The sequence below is a fragment of the Pseudomonas sp. MIACH genome, assembly GCF_001269925.1.
Classification (GTDB): domain Bacteria; phylum Pseudomonadota; class Gammaproteobacteria; order Pseudomonadales; family Pseudomonadaceae; genus Aquipseudomonas.
Window position 1 is genome coordinate 202,457 of record NZ_LHVO01000063.1, and the last position, 19,625, is coordinate 222,081.

Consider the following 19,625-nt stretch of genomic DNA (forward strand, 5'->3'; position numbering starts at 1 on the left):
GAAATGAAAAGCCCTCGGTGACGAGGGCTTTTTTGCTACTGCACCAGTTGGTTGATCTCGATGATCGGCAACAGCACCGCCAGCACAATCACCAGCACCACCGCGCCCATCACCACGATCATCAGTGGCTCCAGCAGTGCGGTCATGCCCATCGCCCGGCGCTCGATATCGCGGGACAGTGTCTGCGCGGCGCGATCGAGCATCGGCGGCAGCGAGCCGGTCTTTTCGCCGCTGGCAATCAGGTGGATCAACAGTGGTGGAAATACTTTCTCGACTGCCAGCGCCGTGGCCAGGCTGACGCCTTCGCGCACCTTGGCGGTGGCGTCGCTCACGCTTTGGCTCAGGCAGTCGTTGGACAAGGTCTGGCGGGCCGCTTCCAGTGCACGTAACAGCGGCACCCCGGCGCCGCCGAGAATCGCCAGGGTCGACGCAAAGCGGGCGGTATTCAGGCCCAGCACAAAACGCCCGATCAGCGGCAGGCGCAGCACGCGCCGATGCCAACGCAAGCGCGCCGGCGGGTTGCGCAGGAACATACGCCAGCCCCAGAAACCTGCCACCAGGGCGCTGAAGCAGAGCCAGCCCCAACCGCGAATGAAATCACTGGCATTGAGCATCGCCAATGTCAGCCCGGGCAGATCCTGGCGTGCCTGGGAAAACGCGCTGACCACCTGGGGCACCACGTAGCTGAGCAGGAAAATCACGATGGCGATCGAGACCAGCCCTACCACCCCCGGATAGATAAACGCGGTGAGGATTTTGCTGCGCAGGTTATTACGTTCTTCGATGTAGTCGGCCAGCCGCTCCATCACCTGGGCGAGGTCACCGGACTCCTCCCCCGCCGCGATCAGCGCACGGTAGATCTCCGGAAAGTCCCGTGGCCGCGCGGCCAAGGCGTCCGCCAGGCGCATGCCGCCGCGAACATCGGCACGCACCGCACTCAGGGCCTGGACGATGTGCTTGCGCTCGGCCTGCTCCACCGTGGCACTCAACGCGGCCTCCAGCGGCAGGCTGGCGCTGAGCAGGCTGGCCAACTGTCGAGTGGCCCAGGCCAGGTCGTTGTCCGACAGTTTGGCGCTGAACAGGCCTGCGCCCGCCCCCGACGGCGTAGGCTGCTCAAGGTGCACCGACAAGGCGGTCAAGCCACGCCGGCGCAAAATCCCGAAGGCCTCGCGCTGACTATCGGCTTCCAGGTGCCCGCTCTCGATCTTGCCCATGGCATCGGCGGCTTCATAGCGATAGCGATTCATCAGGCGTCCCGTGTCACGCGCAGGATCTCTTCCGGCGCGGTGGCGCCGCTGCGCACCCAGCGCTCGCCGTCTTCACGCATGCTGAACATCCCCGCACGGCGCGCCGCCACGCGCAGATCCTGCTCGCCGGCGCCCTGGTGGATCAGGCTGCGCACCTCGTCGTCGACGCAAAACAATTCATGGATCCCGGTCCGCCCGCTGTAGCCGATCTGGTTGCACTGCGCGCAGCCCACCGGACGCCAGGTGCCGGGCGCGGCCGGGTCTTCCTGTTTGCAATGCGGGCACAGGCGGCGCACGAGGCGTTGCGCCAGGACACCCAATAACGACGAGGCCAACAGGAACGGTTCGACGCCCATATCGATCAGGCGGTTGACCGCTGACACCGCATCGTTGGTGTGCAATGTAGCGAGTACCAAATGTCCGGTGAGAGAAGCCTGCACCGCGATTTGTGCGGTCTCCAGATCGCGGATTTCACCGATCATGATGATGTCCGGATCCTGGCGCAGAATCGCCCGCAGCGCCAGGCCGAAGGTCATGTCGATCTTGGCGTTGACCTGGATCTGGCTGATGCCCGGCAGGTCGTATTCCACCGGGTCTTCCACGGTGAGGATATTGCTGGTGCTCGCATCCAGCCGTGCCAACGCCGCGTAAAGGCTGGTGGTCTTGCCGCTGCCCGTGGGCCCGGTGATCAGCACGATGCCATGGGGCTGGCGGATCAAGGTGTCGAGGCGCGCCAGCAACTGCGGCTCCATGCCCAGGGTCTCCAGCTGCAAACGCCCGGCTTGCTTGTCGAGCAAGCGCATCACCACGCGCTCGCCATGCCCGGTGGGCACGGTCGACACACGAATGTCGATGGGTCGCCCGGCCACGCGCAGGGCGATACGCCCGTCCTGGGGCAGGCGTTTTTCGGCGATGTCGAGCTGGGCCATGATCTTGATCCGCGACACCAACGCACCATGCAGCGCCTTGCGCGGCGACACCACGTCACGCAGGGTGCCGTCGACGCGGTAACGCACCACGGAGTGGGTTTCATACGGCTCAATGTGAATATCACTGGCCTCGTCCCGCGCGGCCTGGGTGAGCAAGGCGTTGATCATGCGGATTACCGGCGCACCGTCCTGGGTGTCGAGCAGGTCGGTGATCTCGGGCATGTCCTGCATCAGGCGGTCGAGGTCGACCTCGTTTTCCGCCGCACCCACCACAGCGGCGGCGCTGCCGGTGTCGGCGTAGGCGCTGGCCAGCAGACCGTCGAGTTCGTCATCGCGTATCTGCTCAACCCGCGACTGGCCGAACTGGCGCTGCACTTCGCTGATCGACCAGCCGGGGGTTGAGGGGCAGACGGTGAGCAGCATGCCGTCCTCGCCGGGGCGCAGGAGGATGCGTTGGGATTTGGCCCAGGCGTAAGGGAGCAGGCTCATGGTCGTGCACCTACAGGCACCGCGCGGATGACCGCCCTCGGCCCCGGCTGCTGCCCGCCCGGAATCGCCTTCTCCACCGCCGGCAATTGCGGCGCCTGTACATCCGGCATCGCCCAGCTGTGTTCCGGCTGGGAGTGCCCCTGGGCACGGCGCATGTAGTCATACCGATTCAGGGTGATCGCGCGCCCGGCACCACTGTCGCGGATGATATACGGGCGCAGGAACACCATCAGGTTGGTCTTGGTGACCGCCCGGCGCTCATTGCGAAACAACGCGCCCAGCCCTGGAATGCTCGACAGCCACGGCACCGCTTCATTGCTCTGGCTGTAACCGTCCTGCAGCAGCCCGCCAAGCACCATGATCTGCCCGTCGTCGAGCAAAATACTGGTGTCGATCGCGCGCTTGTTGGTGACGATACCGGCCGACGCTGCGCTGCTGGACGCACGCTCATCGATGCTGCTGACCTCCTGGTAAATATCGAGTTTGACCGTGCCACCCTCCGAGATCTGTGGCCGCACATTCAGCTTCAAACCGACCTCTTCACGGGTGACCGTCTGGAAGGGGTTATTGCTGGTACCGCCGCCACCGGTCACGTAGCTGCCACTGACAAACGGGATAGTCTGACCAACAAAAATACTCGCCGCCTCGTTGTCCAGGGTCAGCAGGTTCGGCGTCGACAGTACGTTGCTGCCGCCTTTGCTTTTAAGCGCGCGGGCCAACACCTTGAGGTCCATGACCTTGCCAATGCCGGGCACATCCACGGTACCGTTGATGAAGCCGAGGCTGAGCCCGCCAGGCAGCACGTCAACGCTGGTCTTGCCATTCAGGTTGAACCCCGCACCACCCAGGTTAGTACCGCCAACCACACCTTTGCCGGCCAGGTCGCCGCTCTGCCACTGCACGCCGAACTCGTTGGCATCGTCCTCGCCGACTTCCACGATGAGGCTTTCAATCACCACTTGGGCGCGGCGCTGGTCGAGCATATCGATGACTTCACGCAGGTTGCGGTACAGCGGCTCCGGGGCAGAAATCAGCAAGGTGTTAGTGGTCGAGTCCGCCTGGAGGGTCACGCCACCGGCGGTGAAGGCAACGTTTTGCTCATTCGACTGCCCGCCGGGCTGGCTGCTCGAGCTGCTGGTCGTCTGCGCCGACTCATTGGCGCTGGTGGTGCTGCTCTGGCCACTGCCCTGCCCGGTCTGGCTGCCGGAGGTATTGGCGCCCATTGCGCTGAGCACCGACCGCGCATTGTCACCGCCACCGCTGTCGCTTTCACCGGTGAACAACCCGCGTAACGACTGCGCCAGTTTCGCGGCCTGGGCGTTGCGCAGGTACACCACGTGCAAATTGCTTGGGTTGGCTTGGGCGTTATCGAGCTTGTAGATCAAGTTGCGCGCCAGCTCGGTCCGCTCCGGGCTGCCCGCGCGGATCACAATCGCGTTGGAGCGCGGGTCTCCGACCACGGTGATTTTCTGGGTAGGGTCACTGCCTGGCTGCTCCAGCAGTTGCGAGACCATCTCGGCAATATCCACGGCAATCCCGTTTTGAACCTGCACCACGTCGGTGTCGATGGCGCTCGGTGTATCGATGCCGTCGATAAGCTGCGCCACCCGCGCCAGGTTCTCGGCGTAGTCGGTGACAACGATGGTGTTGTTGCCCGGATAGGCGTTGATCGGGTTGTTTGGCGAAACGATGGGCCGCAGTACCGGGATCAGGTTCACCGCGTTTTCGTATTGCAGGCGGAAGGTGCGCGTGAGCATGCCGTTTCCGCTCGGCTTGTCGGCACTGTAGATCGGCCCGCCGAGCAGCTTGGCATCGGCCTCGGGCACCACGTGCGCGATACCGCCCACGTCCACCACACTGAAGCCCTGCATGCGCAATGCCGCCAGCAGCATGTCGTAGGCCTGATGCGCCGGCACCTGCCCTTCGGAAACCAGCGTGAGGGAACCCTTGACGCGCGGGTCGACCAGGAACTGCTGCCCCGTCGCGCGGGACAACGCCCGCACCACGGCTTGAATGTCGGCCTCGACGAAATTCAGCGTGACCGGTTGATTGCCCAGTGGCGCACTCGGCGCCGCGCCGCTGTGACCAGCACTGCCGGCGCGTGCTGGGTTGGTGACCTTATGCAACGGCCGCGCCTGCCGTTCGATCTGCACCTGCGCACGCTGCCTGTCTACCAGTGCATCGCCGCTGCGCTGGGTGGTGGCGAGGGGCAGCCCGAGTTCACTGTCCAGCGGCACATCCGCTGTGGGCTGCGAGCTGCACGCACTCAGTGCGAGCAACAGAAACGGCGCAGCCGTACGTCCATAATGGGAACCTGACCACTTCATGATGCTTCCTTAGCGCCGTTCACCTGATCCATACGGACGGTTCCTGAAAGAGTGCCTGCCGTGTCATCGGTCGAGGCTTCGCCTGTGCGTTGCAGACTTGCCTCGACCACCTCCAGCGAAAATTGCCGTGGGTCACTCAATAACCAGCCGAGTACCGCATCGGCGGGGGCCGCGTCCAGTGTCAGTCGCCAGGACAGATCCTGGGCCTGCAACCGGTAGTGCCCCGTCAGTCCGGCGGCGTCGAGGGATTGCCGCAATGAGTGTTCAAGGTCCAGCCCGACAGGCGTGGTGACCTCGCGAAGCAACAGCGCCAGTGCCTGGCTCTGGGCGCGCAATTTCGGGGTTTCGGCGTGCCAATAGTCAATGTTCTTGAGCGCCGGCTGGATCAGCGACAGCCAGACCAGCAGGCCGGCGAGAAACACCGCCGCGCCGCTGACCATGGCTTTTTCGCGCGGGGCCAACGCTTTCCAGCGCCCTCTCAAGAGCATCCATATCTGATTATTCATCGTCGTTTTCCACGCTGGAATCACCCTCTGCCGACGTCGGTTCGGCCAGCGCGCTCAGCGTCCAGATGCGCTCATTACGGTTGGCAGAAAGTCCCGCCTGGCTCAAGGCCGCGTGCACAGCGCTGTCGGCAGCGGGAGTGGCTTCGGCGGTCATCTGCACCTGCAACTGGCGCTGGCTGAAGGTCAACTGCTGGACGCTGCCGGCCATGAACGGCAGCGCAATGGCGGTTTGCTGCACCAGGTAAGCAAAGTCGTGACTGGCCTGCGCGGGGCCGCCTCCTTGCCGGATCGCCAATTGCTGGCGAGCCTGTTGCAGGGGATTGAGAATCACCGGCAGCTCGGGAAATGCGCGCTTCACACGCTGGCTCATCTGCTGCTTGAGCTGCTGGCCCTGCGCAACCTCGCGGGCGGCGTAAAGGTTGAGTCCGGCTACCCAGACGCCCACGGCCAACGCACAACAACCCAACGCCCGCCCCCACCCTGCCGCCTGTGCAGCGTGCTTACCGAGGCCGCCGTGCAAGCCCCAGCCTGGGGTGGCACCGTCCCAACGCGGGTGCTCCGTCGGCCACAGCACTGTTGCGCCCGTGGCGGCGAGTGCCTCCAGACGGGCCTCAACCAACGGTTCCACCGCGCCATGTTCGCGGGAGAAACGCAGCACTAACTGGCCCGCCACCACACACGCGTTGACCTGCCCGGCCGGTGGCACGGCTAACCGGTAAGGCGCGGGATACAGGCCACTCAGTTTCAGCCGGTGCTGCCCCAACAACTGACCGAGGCGATCCAGTCCAACCTGGGGCAGCCAACTCAAATACACCTGCCCGTCGGCATGCCGGGCGCTGTGCGCCACATGCATCTGCTCGCTGCGCCCCAGGATCAACGCCTGCGCGGCGCAGGCAACGGCCGCATCGATACGGGCGGGTGAAAGAGGCGGAAGCTCTATGCGCGTGAGTACCGTGTCCATGGGGTGAAGGAAACACTCGACGGCCTGAGACTTGGCCTGCTGGCCCAACTGAGCAAGGGTGCTGATGCCGGTCTGGCTGACACGCCCCTTGCGGTCCAGTTGCGCAAACTCCAGCTCGGCGTCTGACGTCAAGTTCTCCAGTGGCGGCAAGGCCAGGCGCAGGCGCGTCATACGCCCAACCTCGACCAGATGACCCTGGGCATTGCGTCTTCGGGACGATGCAGCAGCGCAGCCATGTGAACACGGCGCTGATTGCGGCGGGCCTGACCTTGGAGCAGAAACCATTCACTGGTGATCCCGACGTTGAGTTGATCCACGTTCAGGTTGGGCAAGCGCGCGCGGTTAACGAAGTCGCCGCGATTGATAAACCACTGGCCGCGATCACGCTCGGCGACCAGCGCCTTGGCCTGCGCCAAGGACAAACCCGGCACCACCGCAGCCAGCACTTCAGCGCTGGCGGTATTGCTGTTGACCCAAGTGTTGACCGGAATAATGCTGACGTAGCGATCGAGCCGCGCCAAGAGCTGCTCATTGACGCCTTCGATACCGCTTAACTGATCAAGGCTGCGCAGCATTGGCTGGGTGGCGGGTAATGGCGGGGGCGGCTGTCCCACTGTTGAGGCAACCGGCCTATGTGGGTAGGCCGCAATCACGCGCTGGCTGATGCGCTGCGCCAGGCGTGCCTCGACACCGATCATTTCGCACAACCGCTCAAAGCTGCGCATCTGCCCGAGATCAACATGCTCCTGGGCGATTAAATTGCGCAGATTGAACTTGCCTTGCAGGTCCTCAACGCGACCTTCGAATTCGCCGTCCTGAGCGATGCTGATCGGCCGGGCCCAAGGCTGATCAAGCCGCGTCAGCACATCCTGCTCGCGGGCGTCCCGGAGCAATCGCCGGCTGACTTCCAGGCCGCCCAGCAATGAGGCACTGCCCTGCACTCGCGCCTGTTCGGCCTCAAGTGAACGGGTAAAAACACTCTGGCGGGTGAGCATGCCGGCGGCGAGCACGGCGACCACCGCCGCGATCAGCATGGCGCTGATAATCGCCATGCCGCGCTGTTTCGCCACTGTCGGCGAGTGGAATTTCATGGCGGCGCTTAGAGCTGCCAGGATCCGATATCGGCATTCACACCGTCGCCGTCAGGCTGGCCATCGGCACCGAGGGAGAAGATATCGACTTCGCCGTTCGCGCCGGGATTCAGGTAATGGTAAGGACGGCCCCAGGGGTCGTTGGGCAGGCGCTCCAGATAAGAACGCCAGTTGGTATTTTTTGCATCTGCCGGGCGCTCGACCAATACCTTGAGGCCCTGGTTCATGTTGGGATAGGTGCCATGGTCGAGACGATAAAGCTTGAGCGCCTGCATCAGGCCGGCGACGTCTTGCTTGGCCGCAATCGCCCTGGCCTGGTCCGGGCGGTCCAGCACTTTAGGCACGACAATCGCCGCCAGAATGCCGAGGATGACCACCACCACCATGATCTCGATCAGCGTGAATCCTTGCTGAGCGTGGCGGGCGCGATGCCCATATTTGATGCGCGCGAAATCCATATCCACCATCCTTGGCTTGATCCTAATTCGGCGCGCAGTGTAACAAAACTAACTATCTGGATAGCAAAAATAATTGGCCGCTGCCCGCTGCGCTCTGAGTGCTACTCTACGGCGTGTTTTTACGCCAAGAGTGACCCATGGAGCTGTCGCGCAAGGAGCAAGGTTTTACGTTGATCGAGGTGCTCGTGGCCTTGGCGATCATTGCCGTGGCGATGGCGGCGGCGGTCCGCGTGGCAGGCTTGATGACCCAGAGCAATGGGTTGCTGCGCGACCGTTCGATGGCGCTGCTGTCGGCTCAAAGCAGGCTCGCCGAACTGCGCCTGGAGGGGCAACTGCCCAGAGGGCACAAAGCGTTTGACTGTGATCAGGGGCGTTTGCAATTGCGCTGCGAGCAGAGCATCGCACCGAGCGCCGATGGACGCCTGATGCGCGTCACCGTGCAGGTGTCGGAGCGCAAGCGCGAGGCGCCGCCGCTGGCGCGGGTGGAAACGCTGCTCAACCCGCCGAAGCAAACGTCACCGTGAGCGTGCTCAGGGCTGGGTCAGTCGCGGTAGAACCACCGAGTCCGGCAGCGTGCTGACCTTAATCCGGGTGTGCTGGGTGCCCCGCTCAATCACCACCGCATCGCCCTCGATCGCCGCCAGGCGCACACCCTGGGCCAACGACTCGCCCACCAGGAAACTGCGCGGCGGCCCCTCGTTCAGGCTCAGGATCGCCACCGCCCCGCGCGCGCCCGCCATCAGGCCGGAGACCTTGATATCCACCGTCGCCGGCTGGTTGGAAAACCACTGTAATGCCGGGGTATCCGGGCGAGCGGCCAAAGCCGGCGGCTCGACCTGCGGCACCTGGGACTCGGCCGACGTCAGCAACACTGAAGACCAGACCAACACACCCGCGAATGCCGTGGCCAATGCCACTGCCTGCACCACACGCGGCGCGGTCAAACGAAATATAGCGACCAAGACAAAACCTCCTTGTTGTCCTGCCGGGCAGTCTACAGGAGAGACCCACGACGAAGGAGCGTTGTGTCATGAGCAAGGCCAATCAGCAAGGCTTCACCCTGATCGAGTTGATGGTGGTCCTGGTGATCATCGGCATCGCCTCAGCGGCGATCAGCCTGAGCATCAAACCCGACCCGTTGCAGTTGCTGCGCAAGGACGCCAACCGCGTGGTCAAGATGCTGCAAATCGCCCAGGCCGAAGCCCGGGCCGATGGCCGCCCGATCACTTGGCAGGCCGACAATAAGGGGTTTCGCTTCAGTCGGCGCAACGCGCCGGGCCAGGGCCGGGATCACTTTACCAACGACCCGCAACTGCGTCCCCGTGCCTGGGAAACCCCCTCGATGAGCGTGCGCGTAATCCCCAGGCAAACGGTGATACTGACTGCCGAATGGTTGGCCTCCCCCTTGCAACTGCAACTTTCGGATGGCCAGCATCGCCTCACCCTTGAGCGCACGGCGACCGGACAAATAAGCGTGGCGAACCAACCATGAAAACAGACCAGCACGGCTTTACCCTCATTGAGGTCATGGTGGCGATCATGCTGATGGCCATTGTCAGCCTGATTGCCTGGCGCGGCCTCGACAGCGTGAGCCGGGCCGACAGCCATCTGCAGGCCAGCACTGAACAGACCGAGGCGTTGTTGCGCACACTCAACCAGTTGGACCGCGACCTGGCTTTGCGCGCCAGCATCGAACTGCGAACGCCAAGCCTTAACGATGACGAGCAGCCCGACGGTCTCTCCGCAATCAACGTGCGCAGCGCCGACAGGCGTGATTTTCAGCTGAATATCATTCGTAGCGCAGCGCTTCCCGAAAACGGTTTGCAACGGGTGCGCTGGTGGCTGGAGGGTGACACGCTGTACCGCGCCATATCAGCGGCCAGTGATCGATACCCGCTCCCGGCCCCAAAAAAAGCGCTGGCCGTCTTGTCCGGCATCAGTGACCTGCAGGTACGTATCTGGGAACCGGGCCAGGGCTGGCGCCAGCTCGCCGGCAACCGCAAAGTCGATCCCCTTGGCCTGGAAATCAACCTGACCCGCCAGACGCCGCAGGGCGAAGAACGTTATCGGCAAGTCTCGGGCCCCCTGCACTAAAAGCCTTCATTACACCGTCGCGTTCGGCACCAAAGGTCTTATCGCGGCGGTGTCCCCAGCGTCTGCCGACCGAACACCAAGCCCAAATCCCCTGCAGCTCGTCGCCCGCAATCCCGCGATCAATGGGCCGGCTGGTTGGTCGTGGTCGCCGCCTGGAACAGGATTTGTGCGACGAAATCGATTTCCTCTGCTGTGATGATCAGTGGTGGCAGGAACCGCACCGTCGCCCCGTGACGCCCACCGAGTTCGACGATCAGGCCGTGCTTCAGACACGCCTGCTGGAATGCCTTGGCCCGAGCCGTGTCCACCGGCGGGTGACCCTGGACATCGAGCGGGCCTTGCGGATCGACAATCTCCATGCCGAGCATCAGGCCGCGACCGCGCACGTCGCCCACCCAGGCAAACTCGCTCTGCAGGGCCAGCAAGTGCTTGCGCAGGTGGGCACCCACTGTTTCGGCGTGGGCTGCCAGGCCTTGTTCGCGGATAAAACGCAACGTCGCCGTACCGGCGGCCATGGCCAGTTGGTTACCCCTGAACGTGCCCGCGTGAGCGCCCGGCTGCCACACATCCAGCGAGTCGTTGTAGACCATCACCGACAACGGCAGGCCACCGCCGATGGCTTTGGACAAGGTAATCACGTCTGGCGTGATGCCCGACTGCTCGAACCCGAACATCCGGCCACTGCGGGCAATGCCACACTGGATTTCATCGACAATCAACGGAATGCCGTGAGCCTGGGTCAGGCGTCGCAACTCTTGCAGCCAGCGATCAGGTGCAGCAATCACCCCACCTTCCCCCTGGATGGGTTCAAGAATCATCGCGGCGGGTGCGGTCACACCACTTTCAGGATCATTGAGCAGGTGCTCAAGGTAACGCACATTCAGCGTGACGCCCTGGTCTCCGGCGACACCGAACGGGCAGCGGTAATCGTGCGGGAATGGCAGGCGCTGGACGCCGGGCATCAGGGCACCAAGGGCGTTTTTCGGCGACAGGTTGCCGCTGATCGCGAGCGTCCCCAGGGTCATGCCGTGATAAGCCCCTTCAAACGCCAGTACCGAGTGACGACCGGTGGCAGTGCGGGTCAGTTTCAGCGCGGCCTCGACGGCATCTGCGCCACTCGGGCCGCAAAACTGGATGCGTGCGTTGCGGGCGAATGCTGTCGGCAGGCTGCCGAAAATCTCTTGTACGAAGGCATCCTTGACTGGCGTCATCAGGTCCAGCGTGTGCATGGGCACACCTGCTGCCATGGTCTGGGTGATGGCTTCGATAATGAGCGGGTGGTTGTGACCCAGCGCCAACGTGCCAGCGCCAGCCAGGCAATCGACGAACACCTGCCCGCGACTGTCCTGCACGTAAATGCCGTAAGCACGCTCCAGCACCAGCGGAATACGCCGCGGATAACTGCGGGCGTTGGACTCCTGCTGTTGCTGGCGCTCCAGCATCGGCGTGGGATCGAGGCAGTAAGGCGCCGATAGACCGGTGTGCAGCAGGCGTAGTTGTAGCGCACCACCTGCTGTGGCATTCGGAAAAACACTCATGATGTCCTCCAGGGAGGCTGGGCTTGGAAGGAAACGGAGCGGCCTGCCGGCGGATGCCCTGGGCCGCGTCAACCTTGAAACCGAACGCGGGGAGTCAGCCTCCCCGCGCCCATGGGGTTACAGGTCGTAGCGCAGCGCCAGACCCATCGTGCGTGGCGCGCCGGCGTCGATGATGTCGCCACCACGGTTGTTGGTGACGTATTCCTTGTCGAAGGCATTTTTCAGGAAGCCGGATACGGCAATGTTCTTGGTGACTTTGTATTCGGTGCTGAAGTTGGCCAGCACGTAGTTGTCGCTCCTGCGCTCGCCGTTGACCTTGCCGGCGGAATCAAACTCGTATTCCGACGGTGCTGCGCTCTGGTAAGTGACGTCCGTGTTGAACGTCAGGCGATCGTTCCAACGGTAAATACCGCCCACCGACATCTTGTACTTGGGCGAATACAGGAACGCTTCGCCGCTGCGGTCCTCGCCATTGCCTGCGACGAAATCCTTGTACTTGCCATCGGTGATCGCGCCACCCACGGTCAGCGTCAGTTGCTCACTGAGGTCTTTCTCGACAAAGACTTCCAAGCCCTTGATGTCACTGCGGCCCGCGTTGTACACGTTGATGATGTTGCTGTTGCCTTGCCGCACGCTGACCTGCTGGTCTTTCCAGTCGGTGTAATACAGGTTGGCACGGGCGCGCAGGCTGTCGTCGAGGAATGAGCCGCGGTACGACAGCTCATAGTTGGTGGTGTATTCAGGGTCGTACGCTTCGTGACCGGTGCCGGAGCGCACATTCACGCCGCCGCCGCGATAGCCTTTCTGCACCATGAAGCCCAGGTATTGCCCGGCGGCGAGTTCGTAGTTGATCCCCAGTTTCGGCAGCAAGGCGGCAAACGACTTGTTGACCTTCGCGGGTTCGGAAAGGTCGTCCTCCTTGATGTCGGTGTCGTTGGTTTCGTGGTCGTAGCGCAGGCCGGTGACCAGTGTCCAGCGCGGGGCGAACGTCCAGTTGACCTCACCGAAAAGCGCCTTGTTCTCGATGGTCGTGTCGCCCTTGACCGTCACCGCCAGCACATCGTCGAATAACAACCGGTCGTGAAAATTGTTGGTGTTGTGGCCGTAGTAGGCGCCCACAAAACTTTTGACATCATCGGAGGCGTAGTTCAGGCGCAGTTCCTGGCTGAACAGGTTGCCGTCCTGCCTGCGCAGAATGACTTCGTTGGCGTCTGCCGTCTGGTCGAAGTCCAGGCGGTTGCTGTAGTCGGACTGGGTGTTGACCGTCATGCTGGTCAGGGACCATGCATCGTTCAGGCGATAGTCGACCTTGGCGCTGACGGTGTCCTGCTTGAGGTTGTCGAACGCCTGGGTGTCGGACGAAATCTTGTAATAGCGGACCTTGTCGTTGACGCGCATCACCGAGTTGTCGCCCTGCCGGTGTTCGCTGTGGGCGTAAGTCAGTAATACGTCGACATCATCGTTAGGCAGGATCAGCAATTTGCCGCGTGCATTGCTGGTGCGGTGCGGGTTGGCATCCTTACCCAGGGCAACGTTATCGATATAGCCGTCGCCATCCTGCCGATCCAGTGCAATACGCCCGGCAATCTTGTCCTCGACGATCGCCCCGCCGCCGGCTACCGCCAAGCCTTTCTCGCCATAGCTGCCCACGTTGGTTTGTGCAGAGAAGCTGGGTTGGAACGTTGGGTTCTTGGTCTGGATAACCACGGCGCCCGCCAGGGAATTGCGCCCCTGGGTGGTGGACTGCGGACCAAGGAACACTTCGACCTGTTCCGTATCCCACAAAGGGTTCGGGCTCAGGGTCAATGCACGGTTAGGCTGTACGGCCCCATCGACGTACACCGATACGGCACCGTTCATGGTTGCCGGCCCCTGGTCATCGAAACCGGAAACCGGCACACCACGAATGCCCCAGTTTTCGTTGCCGGCCTGGCTATATACGCCAGGGGTGCGAGCGAATACATCGACCAGGCTGTGATCGGCCTTATCGCGCAGTTGCTGCTCGGTGACCACCACGACACTCGATTGGGTCTGCTCAAGGGTGCGGTTGATCTTTTCACCTGTCACCGTGATCGGAGCGATCTCCATGGCGCTCGACGGTTCGGCAGCCCACGCGCTGTTAGCCAGGCACACGGCCGACCCTACAGCCAACGCAATTGTATTTTTTTTGAAATTCACGCCCCGCTCCCATGCGACAGATATTTGTTGTTTTTCGACCGGCCAGACGCTCTTTCGGCCCAGCGTGGCGGAGTCTAATCGAAAAAAAAAGTTAAAGGAATAAGATTGATAATAGCTCTCATTCACGACTAACATGTCGCCATGTAACAGAGCGCATACATTTCAATCGCGCACTGCGCCGGTAGCCTCTGCCCTGCTTACAAGGCCCGTCCACGCTGCTCGATTGAACGAATAAAGATAAAAAGGATGTGCAAAGAATGATCTCAATCGAACACCTGAGCGGGCGTTCCGAGTCTTTCTGCCTGGCTGAAACGGACGGCGAGCAGTCGCTGCCCGTGCTGGTGCAAGCGACCCCGGGACAGTCGATTCATCATCTCGATGCGGCGGTCCGCGACGCGCTGCCCCATGCGCTGACGACGGCAGGCGGCGTTCTGTTTCGCGGTTTCAGCGTCCCCACTCCGATTGATTTCAAGCGCTTTGCCGCCAGTTTCGGCGCGCCGCTGGCCAGCTATGAGTTCGGGTCCACGCCGCGCAGCAAGGTGTTCGCCGGCGTCTACAGCTCCACCGAGTACCCGGCGCACCAATTCATCCCATTGCACAACGAACAGGCCTACACCCGGCCGTGGCCTTCGCACATCTGGTTCCACTGCATCAAGGCCAGCGAAACCGGGGGCGAAACACCGATTGCCGACAGCCGCCTGATCTACCAGCGCATCCCCGCCGAAATCCGTGAACAGTTCGCCAGTCGCGAGCTGCTTTATGTGCGCAATTACAGCGGTGCGCTGGACCTGCCGTGGCAGAAGGTGTTCAACACCGAAGATCGCGCCCAGGTGGAGCGCTATTGCCAGGACAACGACATCGAATGGGAATGGAAAGCCGACGGTGACCTGCGCACACGCCAGCGTTGCGCCGCCGTGCTGCAGCATCCCGAGACCGGTGAGTGGGTCTGGTTCAATCAGGCACACCTGTTTCACGTCTCGGCGATCGAATCCGGCGTGCGCGCCAGCCTGCTTGCCGCCGTCGGCGAAGAGAACCTGCCTCGCCACGTCTACTTCGGCGACGGCTCGGCGATTCCCGACGAGTTGCTCGACACCGTGCGCGAGGTGTATCGCCAAACCGCCATCAGCTTCCCCTGGCAGCCCGGCGACATCCTGATGCTCGACAACCGGCTGGTCGCACACGGTCGTAATCCTTTCACCGGTGACCGCAAAGTCATCGTTGCCATGGCGTGAATCCCACCATGTCCTCATTCAATCACTGGATCGAAGTGCTGGAGGCCAACGCCCTGCACTTCCCGCAGCGTGCTGCCCTGCATTTTCTGCCGGACGGCGTCGAGATCGGCGAAACCCTGACCTTTGCCCAATTGCACGAACAGTCGCAGTCGCTCGCGGCGGCGCTGCAATCGCGTTATGCGCCAGGCGACCGCGTGCTGTTGATGCTGCCGAGCAGCCTCGATTATGCCCGCGCGTTTTGCGCCTGCCTGTATGCCGGGCTGATCGCCGTGCCGCTGTTTGCGCCGCCGTCGCGCAAGCCTCGACATCTGGAACGTGTGCGCAATGTGGTGGTGGATGCCGCGCCGGCACTGATCCTCGCGCCCGCCGATCATTGCCAGGGCTTGCTGGAACTGGTCGAGCATCGCGTGGAGGTCATGACGGTTCAGGACCTCGGCACGCCGCCGGCCAGTGCATGGCAGCGCCCGCCGACGGATAGCGCGAGCGTGGCGTTCCTGCAATACACCTCGGGCTCGACCGGCACCCCAAAAGGCGTTGAGGTGCGCCAGCGCAACCTGATCGCCAACGTCGAGCTGATGCGCCAGGCCTACGGCTTTGACGAGCACGGCGGCATGGTCAACTGGCTGCCGCTGTACCACGACATGGGCTTGATCGGCGGCCTGCTCGCCCCACTCTACAGCGGCATGCCGTGCTACCTGATGGCGTCGCAGACCTTCGTCAACGCCCCCTCTACCTGGCTGCAAGCGTTAAGCCGATACCGCGCCACCGCCAGTTTCGCCCCCAACTTCGCTTATGCCCTGTGCAATCGCGTGGTCAGCGACACCCTGATCGCCCAGCTCGACCTGAGCGCCTGGCAGCACGCGATCAATGGCGCCGAGCCGATTCATCCGGGCACGCTGGACGCATTTGCCCAGCGTTTCGCCGCGTGCGGCCTCAATCCACTGGCGATCAGCCCAGGCTATGGGCAGGCTGAAGCCACGCTCTGTGTGAGTGCCACACCGGCCGATGCCTTGCCCGTGGTACTGCGCCTGGACAAAGCCGTCCTCGAAACTGGGCGCGCGGCCCTGGCACTGGCGGATACGCCGGCGGTGGAGTTCGTGGCCTGCGGTTTCCCCCAGGCGCTGCACAGCATCGCCATCGCCAATCCGCAGACCTTTGAACGCTGCGCGCCCGACGAGGTGGGTGAAGTGTGGCTGCAAGGCCCCAGCAACGCCGAAGCCTACTGGAAAAACCCCGAAGCCAGTCGCGAAGCGTTCGCCGCGCAAATCGTCGGCGAGCCGGGCCATTACCTGCGTTCCGGCGACCTGGGCTTCATGCATGAGGGCCAGGTGGTGATCTGCGGACGCTTGAAGGATCTGTTGATCCTCAATGGACGCAACCTGTATCCCCACGACATTGAATTTGCCATTACCGACAGCGAGCCGGGTATTCGCACCGGACGCATCGCCGCGTTTTCGCAGATGGACCCGCTGCTGGGCCGCGAGAAGCTGGTAATCGTGGCTGAGCCACAACGCAAGTTCGTCGACCCGCAGCATCATCCGGCGCTGTTTGCGTCGCTGCAAAACGCCGTGCGCGAAGCCGCCGACTGTGGCATTGACCAGATCGTGCTGGTCGAGGCCGGCACCATCCCGATGACCACCAGCGGCAAGATCGCCCGCCAGGGCGCGCGCAAACAACTCGCCGCCGGCACGCTGAGCATCATCGCCCAGAGCGGTGGCCAGAGTGCCGTCCCCGTCGACACCATAAGCCTCAGCGAACTCAAACAACGGGCGAGCCAGGCGCCCGCATCGGCGTACGCCGCTTGCCGGCAATGGCTTGAACAGACCCTGCGCGAGGTCAACCCTTACATCGCCGTGGAGGTCGAATCGAGCTTGATCGGGCTGGGTCTCGACTCCATCAGCGTGGCGGACTTCGCCGCCCGCCTGCAACAGGACCTTGGCTGGAGCCTCGATACCCAGAGCCTGTTCGGCGAGCAGACCCTGGCCGAATGGGCACATGCGCTGCAGCATTTCCTCCAGCAACCGCGCGCCACCCGCGAGGCACCTGCGGCGCACATGCCATCGAGCAACCACCGCCAATCGTTCGCCCAAAGCCGACTGTGGTTCCTGCGCCAGTTGAACCCGGACGACACCCGACACAACCTGGTACTGCAGCTGAAATTGCACGGTCCACTGGACATCGAAACCCTGGCGCTGCGGCTCAATACCCTGGTCGAACGTCATGGCGTGTTGCGCACGGTCTATCGCGAGAGCGCCACCGGACCGCAGCAGCAGGTCCTGCCAGCAAGTCCGGTCGCGCTGGACTGGCACGATCTGCGCAGCCAGGCCGAGCCGCAGTCGCTGCAAACGCTCAACGCCTGCCTGGCCAGGGAACACGCCACGCCGCTCGACCTGCAAGCCGGGCCCGTATTGCGTGCACAACTGCTCAGCCGCAGTGATCAACAGCACGACCTGCTCCTGACCCTGCACCACATCGCGTTCGATGGCCGCTCGGCGCAGATACTGCTGGCAGAACTGGCCGGCAGCGCCCGCGCTGAACTGCCCGTGCAATATCTGGACTTTGCCCGATGGGAAGCCAACTACTGGAGCCCGCAGCGGATCGCTGAACAACAGGACTTCTGGCGTGAGCATCTGGCGCACATTCCGCAAACCCTGGCGCTGGGTGGGCCAGGCCAGAGCCACGGTGAGCACAGTGTGAATTTCACCCTGCCCGAGGCCACGTGCCAGCTGCTTGCGACGTTGGCCCGCGAGCACGGCATGACCCTGTTCATGCTGTTGCTGGCCAGCTATCAACTGGTCATCCGGCAATTGGGCGGCCAGTCGCAGTTCCTGCTGGGCACCGACGTCAGTGGTCGCCCATTGGCGGAACACCACGACGTCATCGGTTTCTTCGTCAACCAGTTGACCTTGCGGTGCGACCTCCAGGGTGAGCTGACACTGGCCGGCTTCCTCGCACGGGTTCGCGATCAGGCCCGACTGGCCTACGCGCACCAGGGCCTGCCCTTCGACCTGGTGGTCTCGGCACTCGCGCCGGAACGCCGCGCGGGTCACTCGCCGCTGTTCCAGGTCAAGTTGAACTACCAACCGTCACGCGTGACGCCGAGCGTTATCGCCGGCGCCCAATTGTCGGCGCTGGACGTCGCACAAGCGCCGGGCGACTTCCATCTGGTGCTCGACCTGGTGCACGGCAGCGCGGGTATCGAGGCGAACCTCAAGTATCGCGGCGAGTACTTCGACCAGGACCGGGCATTGCGCCTGCAACATGTGTGGACACGCCTGCTCGACGAAACCCGCCCGCTTCTGGACGAACCCCTGTCGGTCATCACGCAATGCATCAATAACTGGGACCAGACTTTCCAACGCGAACGCCAGCAGGCCCAGGCCCAGGCCGGTCGCGGCCAGTTGATGCAAACCAAACGTCGCTCCCTGCCCCTTTAACCGAGTTGGATGCCTTTATGTCTATCGTGCCCCCATCGCCTCGCGCCCTCGGCGCCGTGCGTCGCAAAGCCATGAACGTCTCGGAACAGCAACTGGTCAGCGAGCGTCTGCTCAGCCCGGACCACGCCCTGCCGCTGGTGATCGAACCCGCCGTCAGTGGTGTCGATCTGGTTGCCTGGGCCACCCGCGAGCGCGAAAGCATCGAACAGAAGCTGCTCCAGTACGGCGCCGTGCTGTTCCGCGGTTTTTCGGTAGGGTCCGTGGAGCAGTTCGACCAGGTGATCGCCGCGCTCTCTCCCGGCGCACTGGAATACATGTTCCGCGCCTCGCCGCGCACCCGGGTCGGCGGCAACATCTACACCTCGACCGACTACCCGGCCGACCAGATGATCTTTGCGCACAACGAACACTCCTATTCGCCGCGTTTCCCGCTGCGCCTGTTCTTCTATTGCCATCTTCCGTCCGAGACCGGTGGCGAAACGCCAATCGGCTCGACCCGTGCGGTGAAGTCGCGGATCAGCCCTGAAATCCAAGCGCGCTTCCGTGAGAAAGGCGTGTTGTACGTACGCAACTACGGCGATGGTTTCGGCCTGCCATGGCAAACCGTGTTCCAGTCCGAAGACCGCCAGGAAGTCGAGACCTACTGCGCCAGCGTTGGTATCGAAGTGGAATGGAAAGACAACAACCGCCTGCGCACTCGTCAGCGTGGCCCGGCAGTGGTGCGCCATCCGCGCACCGGCGAAGAGGTCTGGTTCAACCACGCGACGTTCTTTCACATCAGCACCCTACCGCCGTCGATTCGCGACTCGCTGCAAAGCAACTTCACCGATCTTGACCTGCCGACCAACACCTTCTACGGCGACGGCGAGGCCATCGAAGCCGATGTGCTGGAGTCGCTGCGCGCCGCTTACCTCGACTCACTGGTGAAGTTCAGCTGGCAGCAAGGCGACGTGTTGTTTATCGACAACATGCTCGCCGTGCACGGTCGCGAACCCTTTACCGGCAAGCGCGCCATCATGACCGGCATGGCGGAAGCCTTGCTGCAGAGCGACGTCGCCGTCTGATTTCAACGGGTGCTCCGGTGATTGGCCGGTGGCGTGTCCTTTATTGACGGGCACGCCATGGCGCCGCTGGCGTG

Annotated in this window: 16 protein-coding genes; 6 read left to right on the plus strand and 10 right to left on the minus strand. The window is 63.1% G+C overall.

Annotated features, from left to right (window positions below):
* Nucleotides 1-35: 35 nt before the first annotated feature.
* From gspF to gspG, 7 genes are read right to left on the minus strand one after another with little or no spacing between them, the layout of a single operon-like run.
* Nucleotides 36-1,247 (minus strand): type II secretion system inner membrane protein GspF, encoded by a 1,212-nt coding sequence (gene gspF, locus AD670_RS27740; RefSeq protein ID WP_053139732.1) that lies wholly within the window; start codon nucleotides 1,245-1,247, stop codon nucleotides 36-38.
* Nucleotides 1,247-2,665, minus strand: a complete 1,419-nt coding sequence (gene gspE, locus AD670_RS27745; protein WP_053139733.1) for a type II secretion system ATPase GspE — start codon at nucleotides 2,663-2,665, stop codon at nucleotides 1,247-1,249. Before gspE ends, gspF begins: the two co-directional genes overlap by 1 nt.
* Nucleotides 2,662-4,992: a type II secretion system secretin GspD gene (gene gspD, locus AD670_RS27750; RefSeq protein ID WP_053139734.1), complete on the minus strand. Its 2,331-nt coding sequence runs from the start codon at nucleotides 4,990-4,992 to the stop codon at nucleotides 2,662-2,664. Before gspD ends, gspE begins: the two co-directional genes overlap by 4 nt.
* Complete coding sequence (gene gspM / locus AD670_RS27755) at nucleotides 4,989-5,498, minus strand: type II secretion system protein GspM (protein ID WP_053139735.1); 510 nt, start codon at nucleotides 5,496-5,498, stop codon at nucleotides 4,989-4,991. The genes gspD and gspM overlap by 4 nt, the downstream gene beginning before the upstream one ends.
* Nucleotides 5,491-6,630, minus strand: coding sequence for a type II secretion system protein GspL (gene gspL, locus AD670_RS27760; protein WP_053139737.1), 1,140 nt, complete (start codon nucleotides 6,628-6,630; stop codon nucleotides 5,491-5,493). Before gspL ends, gspM begins: the two co-directional genes overlap by 8 nt.
* Entirely contained in the window at nucleotides 6,627-7,550 is a 924-nt protein-coding gene (gene gspK / locus AD670_RS27765) for a type II secretion system minor pseudopilin GspK (protein WP_053139738.1), read from the minus strand. The genes gspL and gspK overlap by 4 nt, the downstream gene beginning before the upstream one ends.
* 8 nt (nucleotides 7,551-7,558) lie before the next feature.
* Nucleotides 7,559-8,008: a type II secretion system major pseudopilin GspG gene (gene gspG, locus AD670_RS27770; protein ID WP_053139740.1), complete on the minus strand. Its 450-nt coding sequence runs from the start codon at nucleotides 8,006-8,008 to the stop codon at nucleotides 7,559-7,561.
* A gap of 137 nt (nucleotides 8,009-8,145) precedes the next feature.
* On the opposite strand from gspG, the gene gspI reads away from it, so the two are divergent.
* The gene (gene gspI / locus AD670_RS27775; RefSeq protein WP_053139743.1) at nucleotides 8,146-8,532 is read left to right on the plus strand and encodes a type II secretion system minor pseudopilin GspI; all 387 of its coding nucleotides are present in this window, start codon (nucleotides 8,146-8,148) and stop codon (nucleotides 8,530-8,532) included.
* 6 nt (nucleotides 8,533-8,538) lie between these two features.
* Here gspI and AD670_RS27780 read toward each other — a convergent pair whose 3' ends face one another.
* Nucleotides 8,539-8,970, minus strand: a complete 432-nt coding sequence (locus tag AD670_RS27780) for a type II secretion system protein N (RefSeq protein WP_053139745.1) — start codon at nucleotides 8,968-8,970, stop codon at nucleotides 8,539-8,541.
* A gap of 68 nt (nucleotides 8,971-9,038) precedes the next feature.
* On the opposite strand from AD670_RS27780, the gene gspH reads away from it, so the two are divergent.
* Together gspH and gspJ are read left to right on the plus strand one after the other, a co-directional pair.
* Nucleotides 9,039-9,500 (plus strand): type II secretion system minor pseudopilin GspH, encoded by a 462-nt coding sequence (gene gspH, locus AD670_RS27785; protein WP_053139747.1) that lies wholly within the window; start codon nucleotides 9,039-9,041, stop codon nucleotides 9,498-9,500.
* Complete coding sequence (gene gspJ / locus AD670_RS27790) at nucleotides 9,497-10,102, plus strand: type II secretion system minor pseudopilin GspJ (protein WP_053139749.1); 606 nt, start codon at nucleotides 9,497-9,499, stop codon at nucleotides 10,100-10,102. The genes gspH and gspJ overlap by 4 nt, the downstream gene beginning before the upstream one ends.
* Nucleotides 10,103-10,221: 119 nt before the next feature.
* Here the strand turns inward: gspJ and AD670_RS27795 are convergent, their stop codons facing one another.
* Together AD670_RS27795 and AD670_RS27800 are read right to left on the minus strand one after the other, a co-directional pair.
* Entirely contained in the window at nucleotides 10,222-11,640 is a 1,419-nt protein-coding gene (locus tag AD670_RS27795) for a diaminobutyrate--2-oxoglutarate transaminase (protein WP_082341058.1), read from the minus strand.
* A 117-nt stretch (nucleotides 11,641-11,757) separates the two neighbouring features.
* A complete protein-coding gene (locus AD670_RS27800) occupies nucleotides 11,758-13,818 on the minus strand; it encodes a TonB-dependent receptor (RefSeq protein ID WP_053139751.1) in 2,061 nt (686 codons plus the stop codon).
* Between the two features lie 257 nt (nucleotides 13,819-14,075).
* Here AD670_RS27800 and AD670_RS27805 point away from each other — a divergent pair, with 257 nt between their 5' ends.
* From AD670_RS27805 to AD670_RS27815, 3 genes are read left to right on the plus strand one after another with little or no spacing between them, the layout of a single operon-like run.
* On the plus strand, nucleotides 14,076-15,050 hold the full coding sequence (locus AD670_RS27805) for a TauD/TfdA family dioxygenase (RefSeq protein ID WP_053139753.1): 975 nt from the start codon (nucleotides 14,076-14,078) through the stop codon (nucleotides 15,048-15,050).
* An 8-nt stretch (nucleotides 15,051-15,058) separates the two neighbouring features.
* A complete protein-coding gene (locus tag AD670_RS27810) occupies nucleotides 15,059-18,487 on the plus strand; it encodes a condensation domain-containing protein (RefSeq protein WP_053139755.1) in 3,429 nt (1,142 codons plus the stop codon).
* 17 nt (nucleotides 18,488-18,504) lie between these two features.
* Nucleotides 18,505-19,551, plus strand: coding sequence for a TauD/TfdA family dioxygenase (locus tag AD670_RS27815; protein WP_053139757.1), 1,047 nt, complete (start codon nucleotides 18,505-18,507; stop codon nucleotides 19,549-19,551).
* Nucleotides 19,552-19,625: the final 74 nt, after the last annotated feature.

Coding starts and splice junctions, on each gene's coding strand:
- AD670_RS27795 (WP_082341058.1), bottom strand. CDS start 11,640: ATGAGTGTTTTTCCGAATGCCACAGCAGGTGGTGCGCTACAACTACGC.
- gspM (WP_053139735.1), bottom strand. CDS start 5,498: ATGAATAATCAGATATGGATGCTCTTGAGAGGGCGCTGGAAAGCGTTG.
- gspE (WP_053139733.1), bottom strand. CDS start 2,665: ATGAGCCTGCTCCCTTACGCCTGGGCCAAATCCCAACGCATCCTCCTG.
- gspJ (WP_053139749.1), top strand. CDS start 9,497: ATGAAAACAGACCAGCACGGCTTTACCCTCATTGAGGTCATGGTGGCG.
- gspL (WP_053139737.1), bottom strand. CDS start 6,630: ATGACGCGCCTGCGCCTGGCCTTGCCGCCACTGGAGAACTTGACGTCA.
- AD670_RS27815 (WP_053139757.1), top strand. CDS start 18,505: ATGTCTATCGTGCCCCCATCGCCTCGCGCCCTCGGCGCCGTGCGTCGC.
- gspG (WP_053139740.1), bottom strand. CDS start 8,008: ATGGATTTCGCGCGCATCAAATATGGGCATCGCGCCCGCCACGCTCAG.
- gspK (WP_053139738.1), bottom strand. CDS start 7,550: ATGAAATTCCACTCGCCGACAGTGGCGAAACAGCGCGGCATGGCGATT.
- AD670_RS27805 (WP_053139753.1), top strand. CDS start 14,076: ATGATCTCAATCGAACACCTGAGCGGGCGTTCCGAGTCTTTCTGCCTG.
- gspD (WP_053139734.1), bottom strand. CDS start 4,992: ATGAAGTGGTCAGGTTCCCATTATGGACGTACGGCTGCGCCGTTTCTG.
- gspF (WP_053139732.1), bottom strand. CDS start 1,247: ATGAATCGCTATCGCTATGAAGCCGCCGATGCCATGGGCAAGATCGAG.
- gspI (WP_053139743.1), top strand. CDS start 8,146: ATGGAGCTGTCGCGCAAGGAGCAAGGTTTTACGTTGATCGAGGTGCTC.
- AD670_RS27810 (WP_053139755.1), top strand. CDS start 15,059: ATGTCCTCATTCAATCACTGGATCGAAGTGCTGGAGGCCAACGCCCTG.
- gspH (WP_053139747.1), top strand. CDS start 9,039: ATGAGCAAGGCCAATCAGCAAGGCTTCACCCTGATCGAGTTGATGGTG.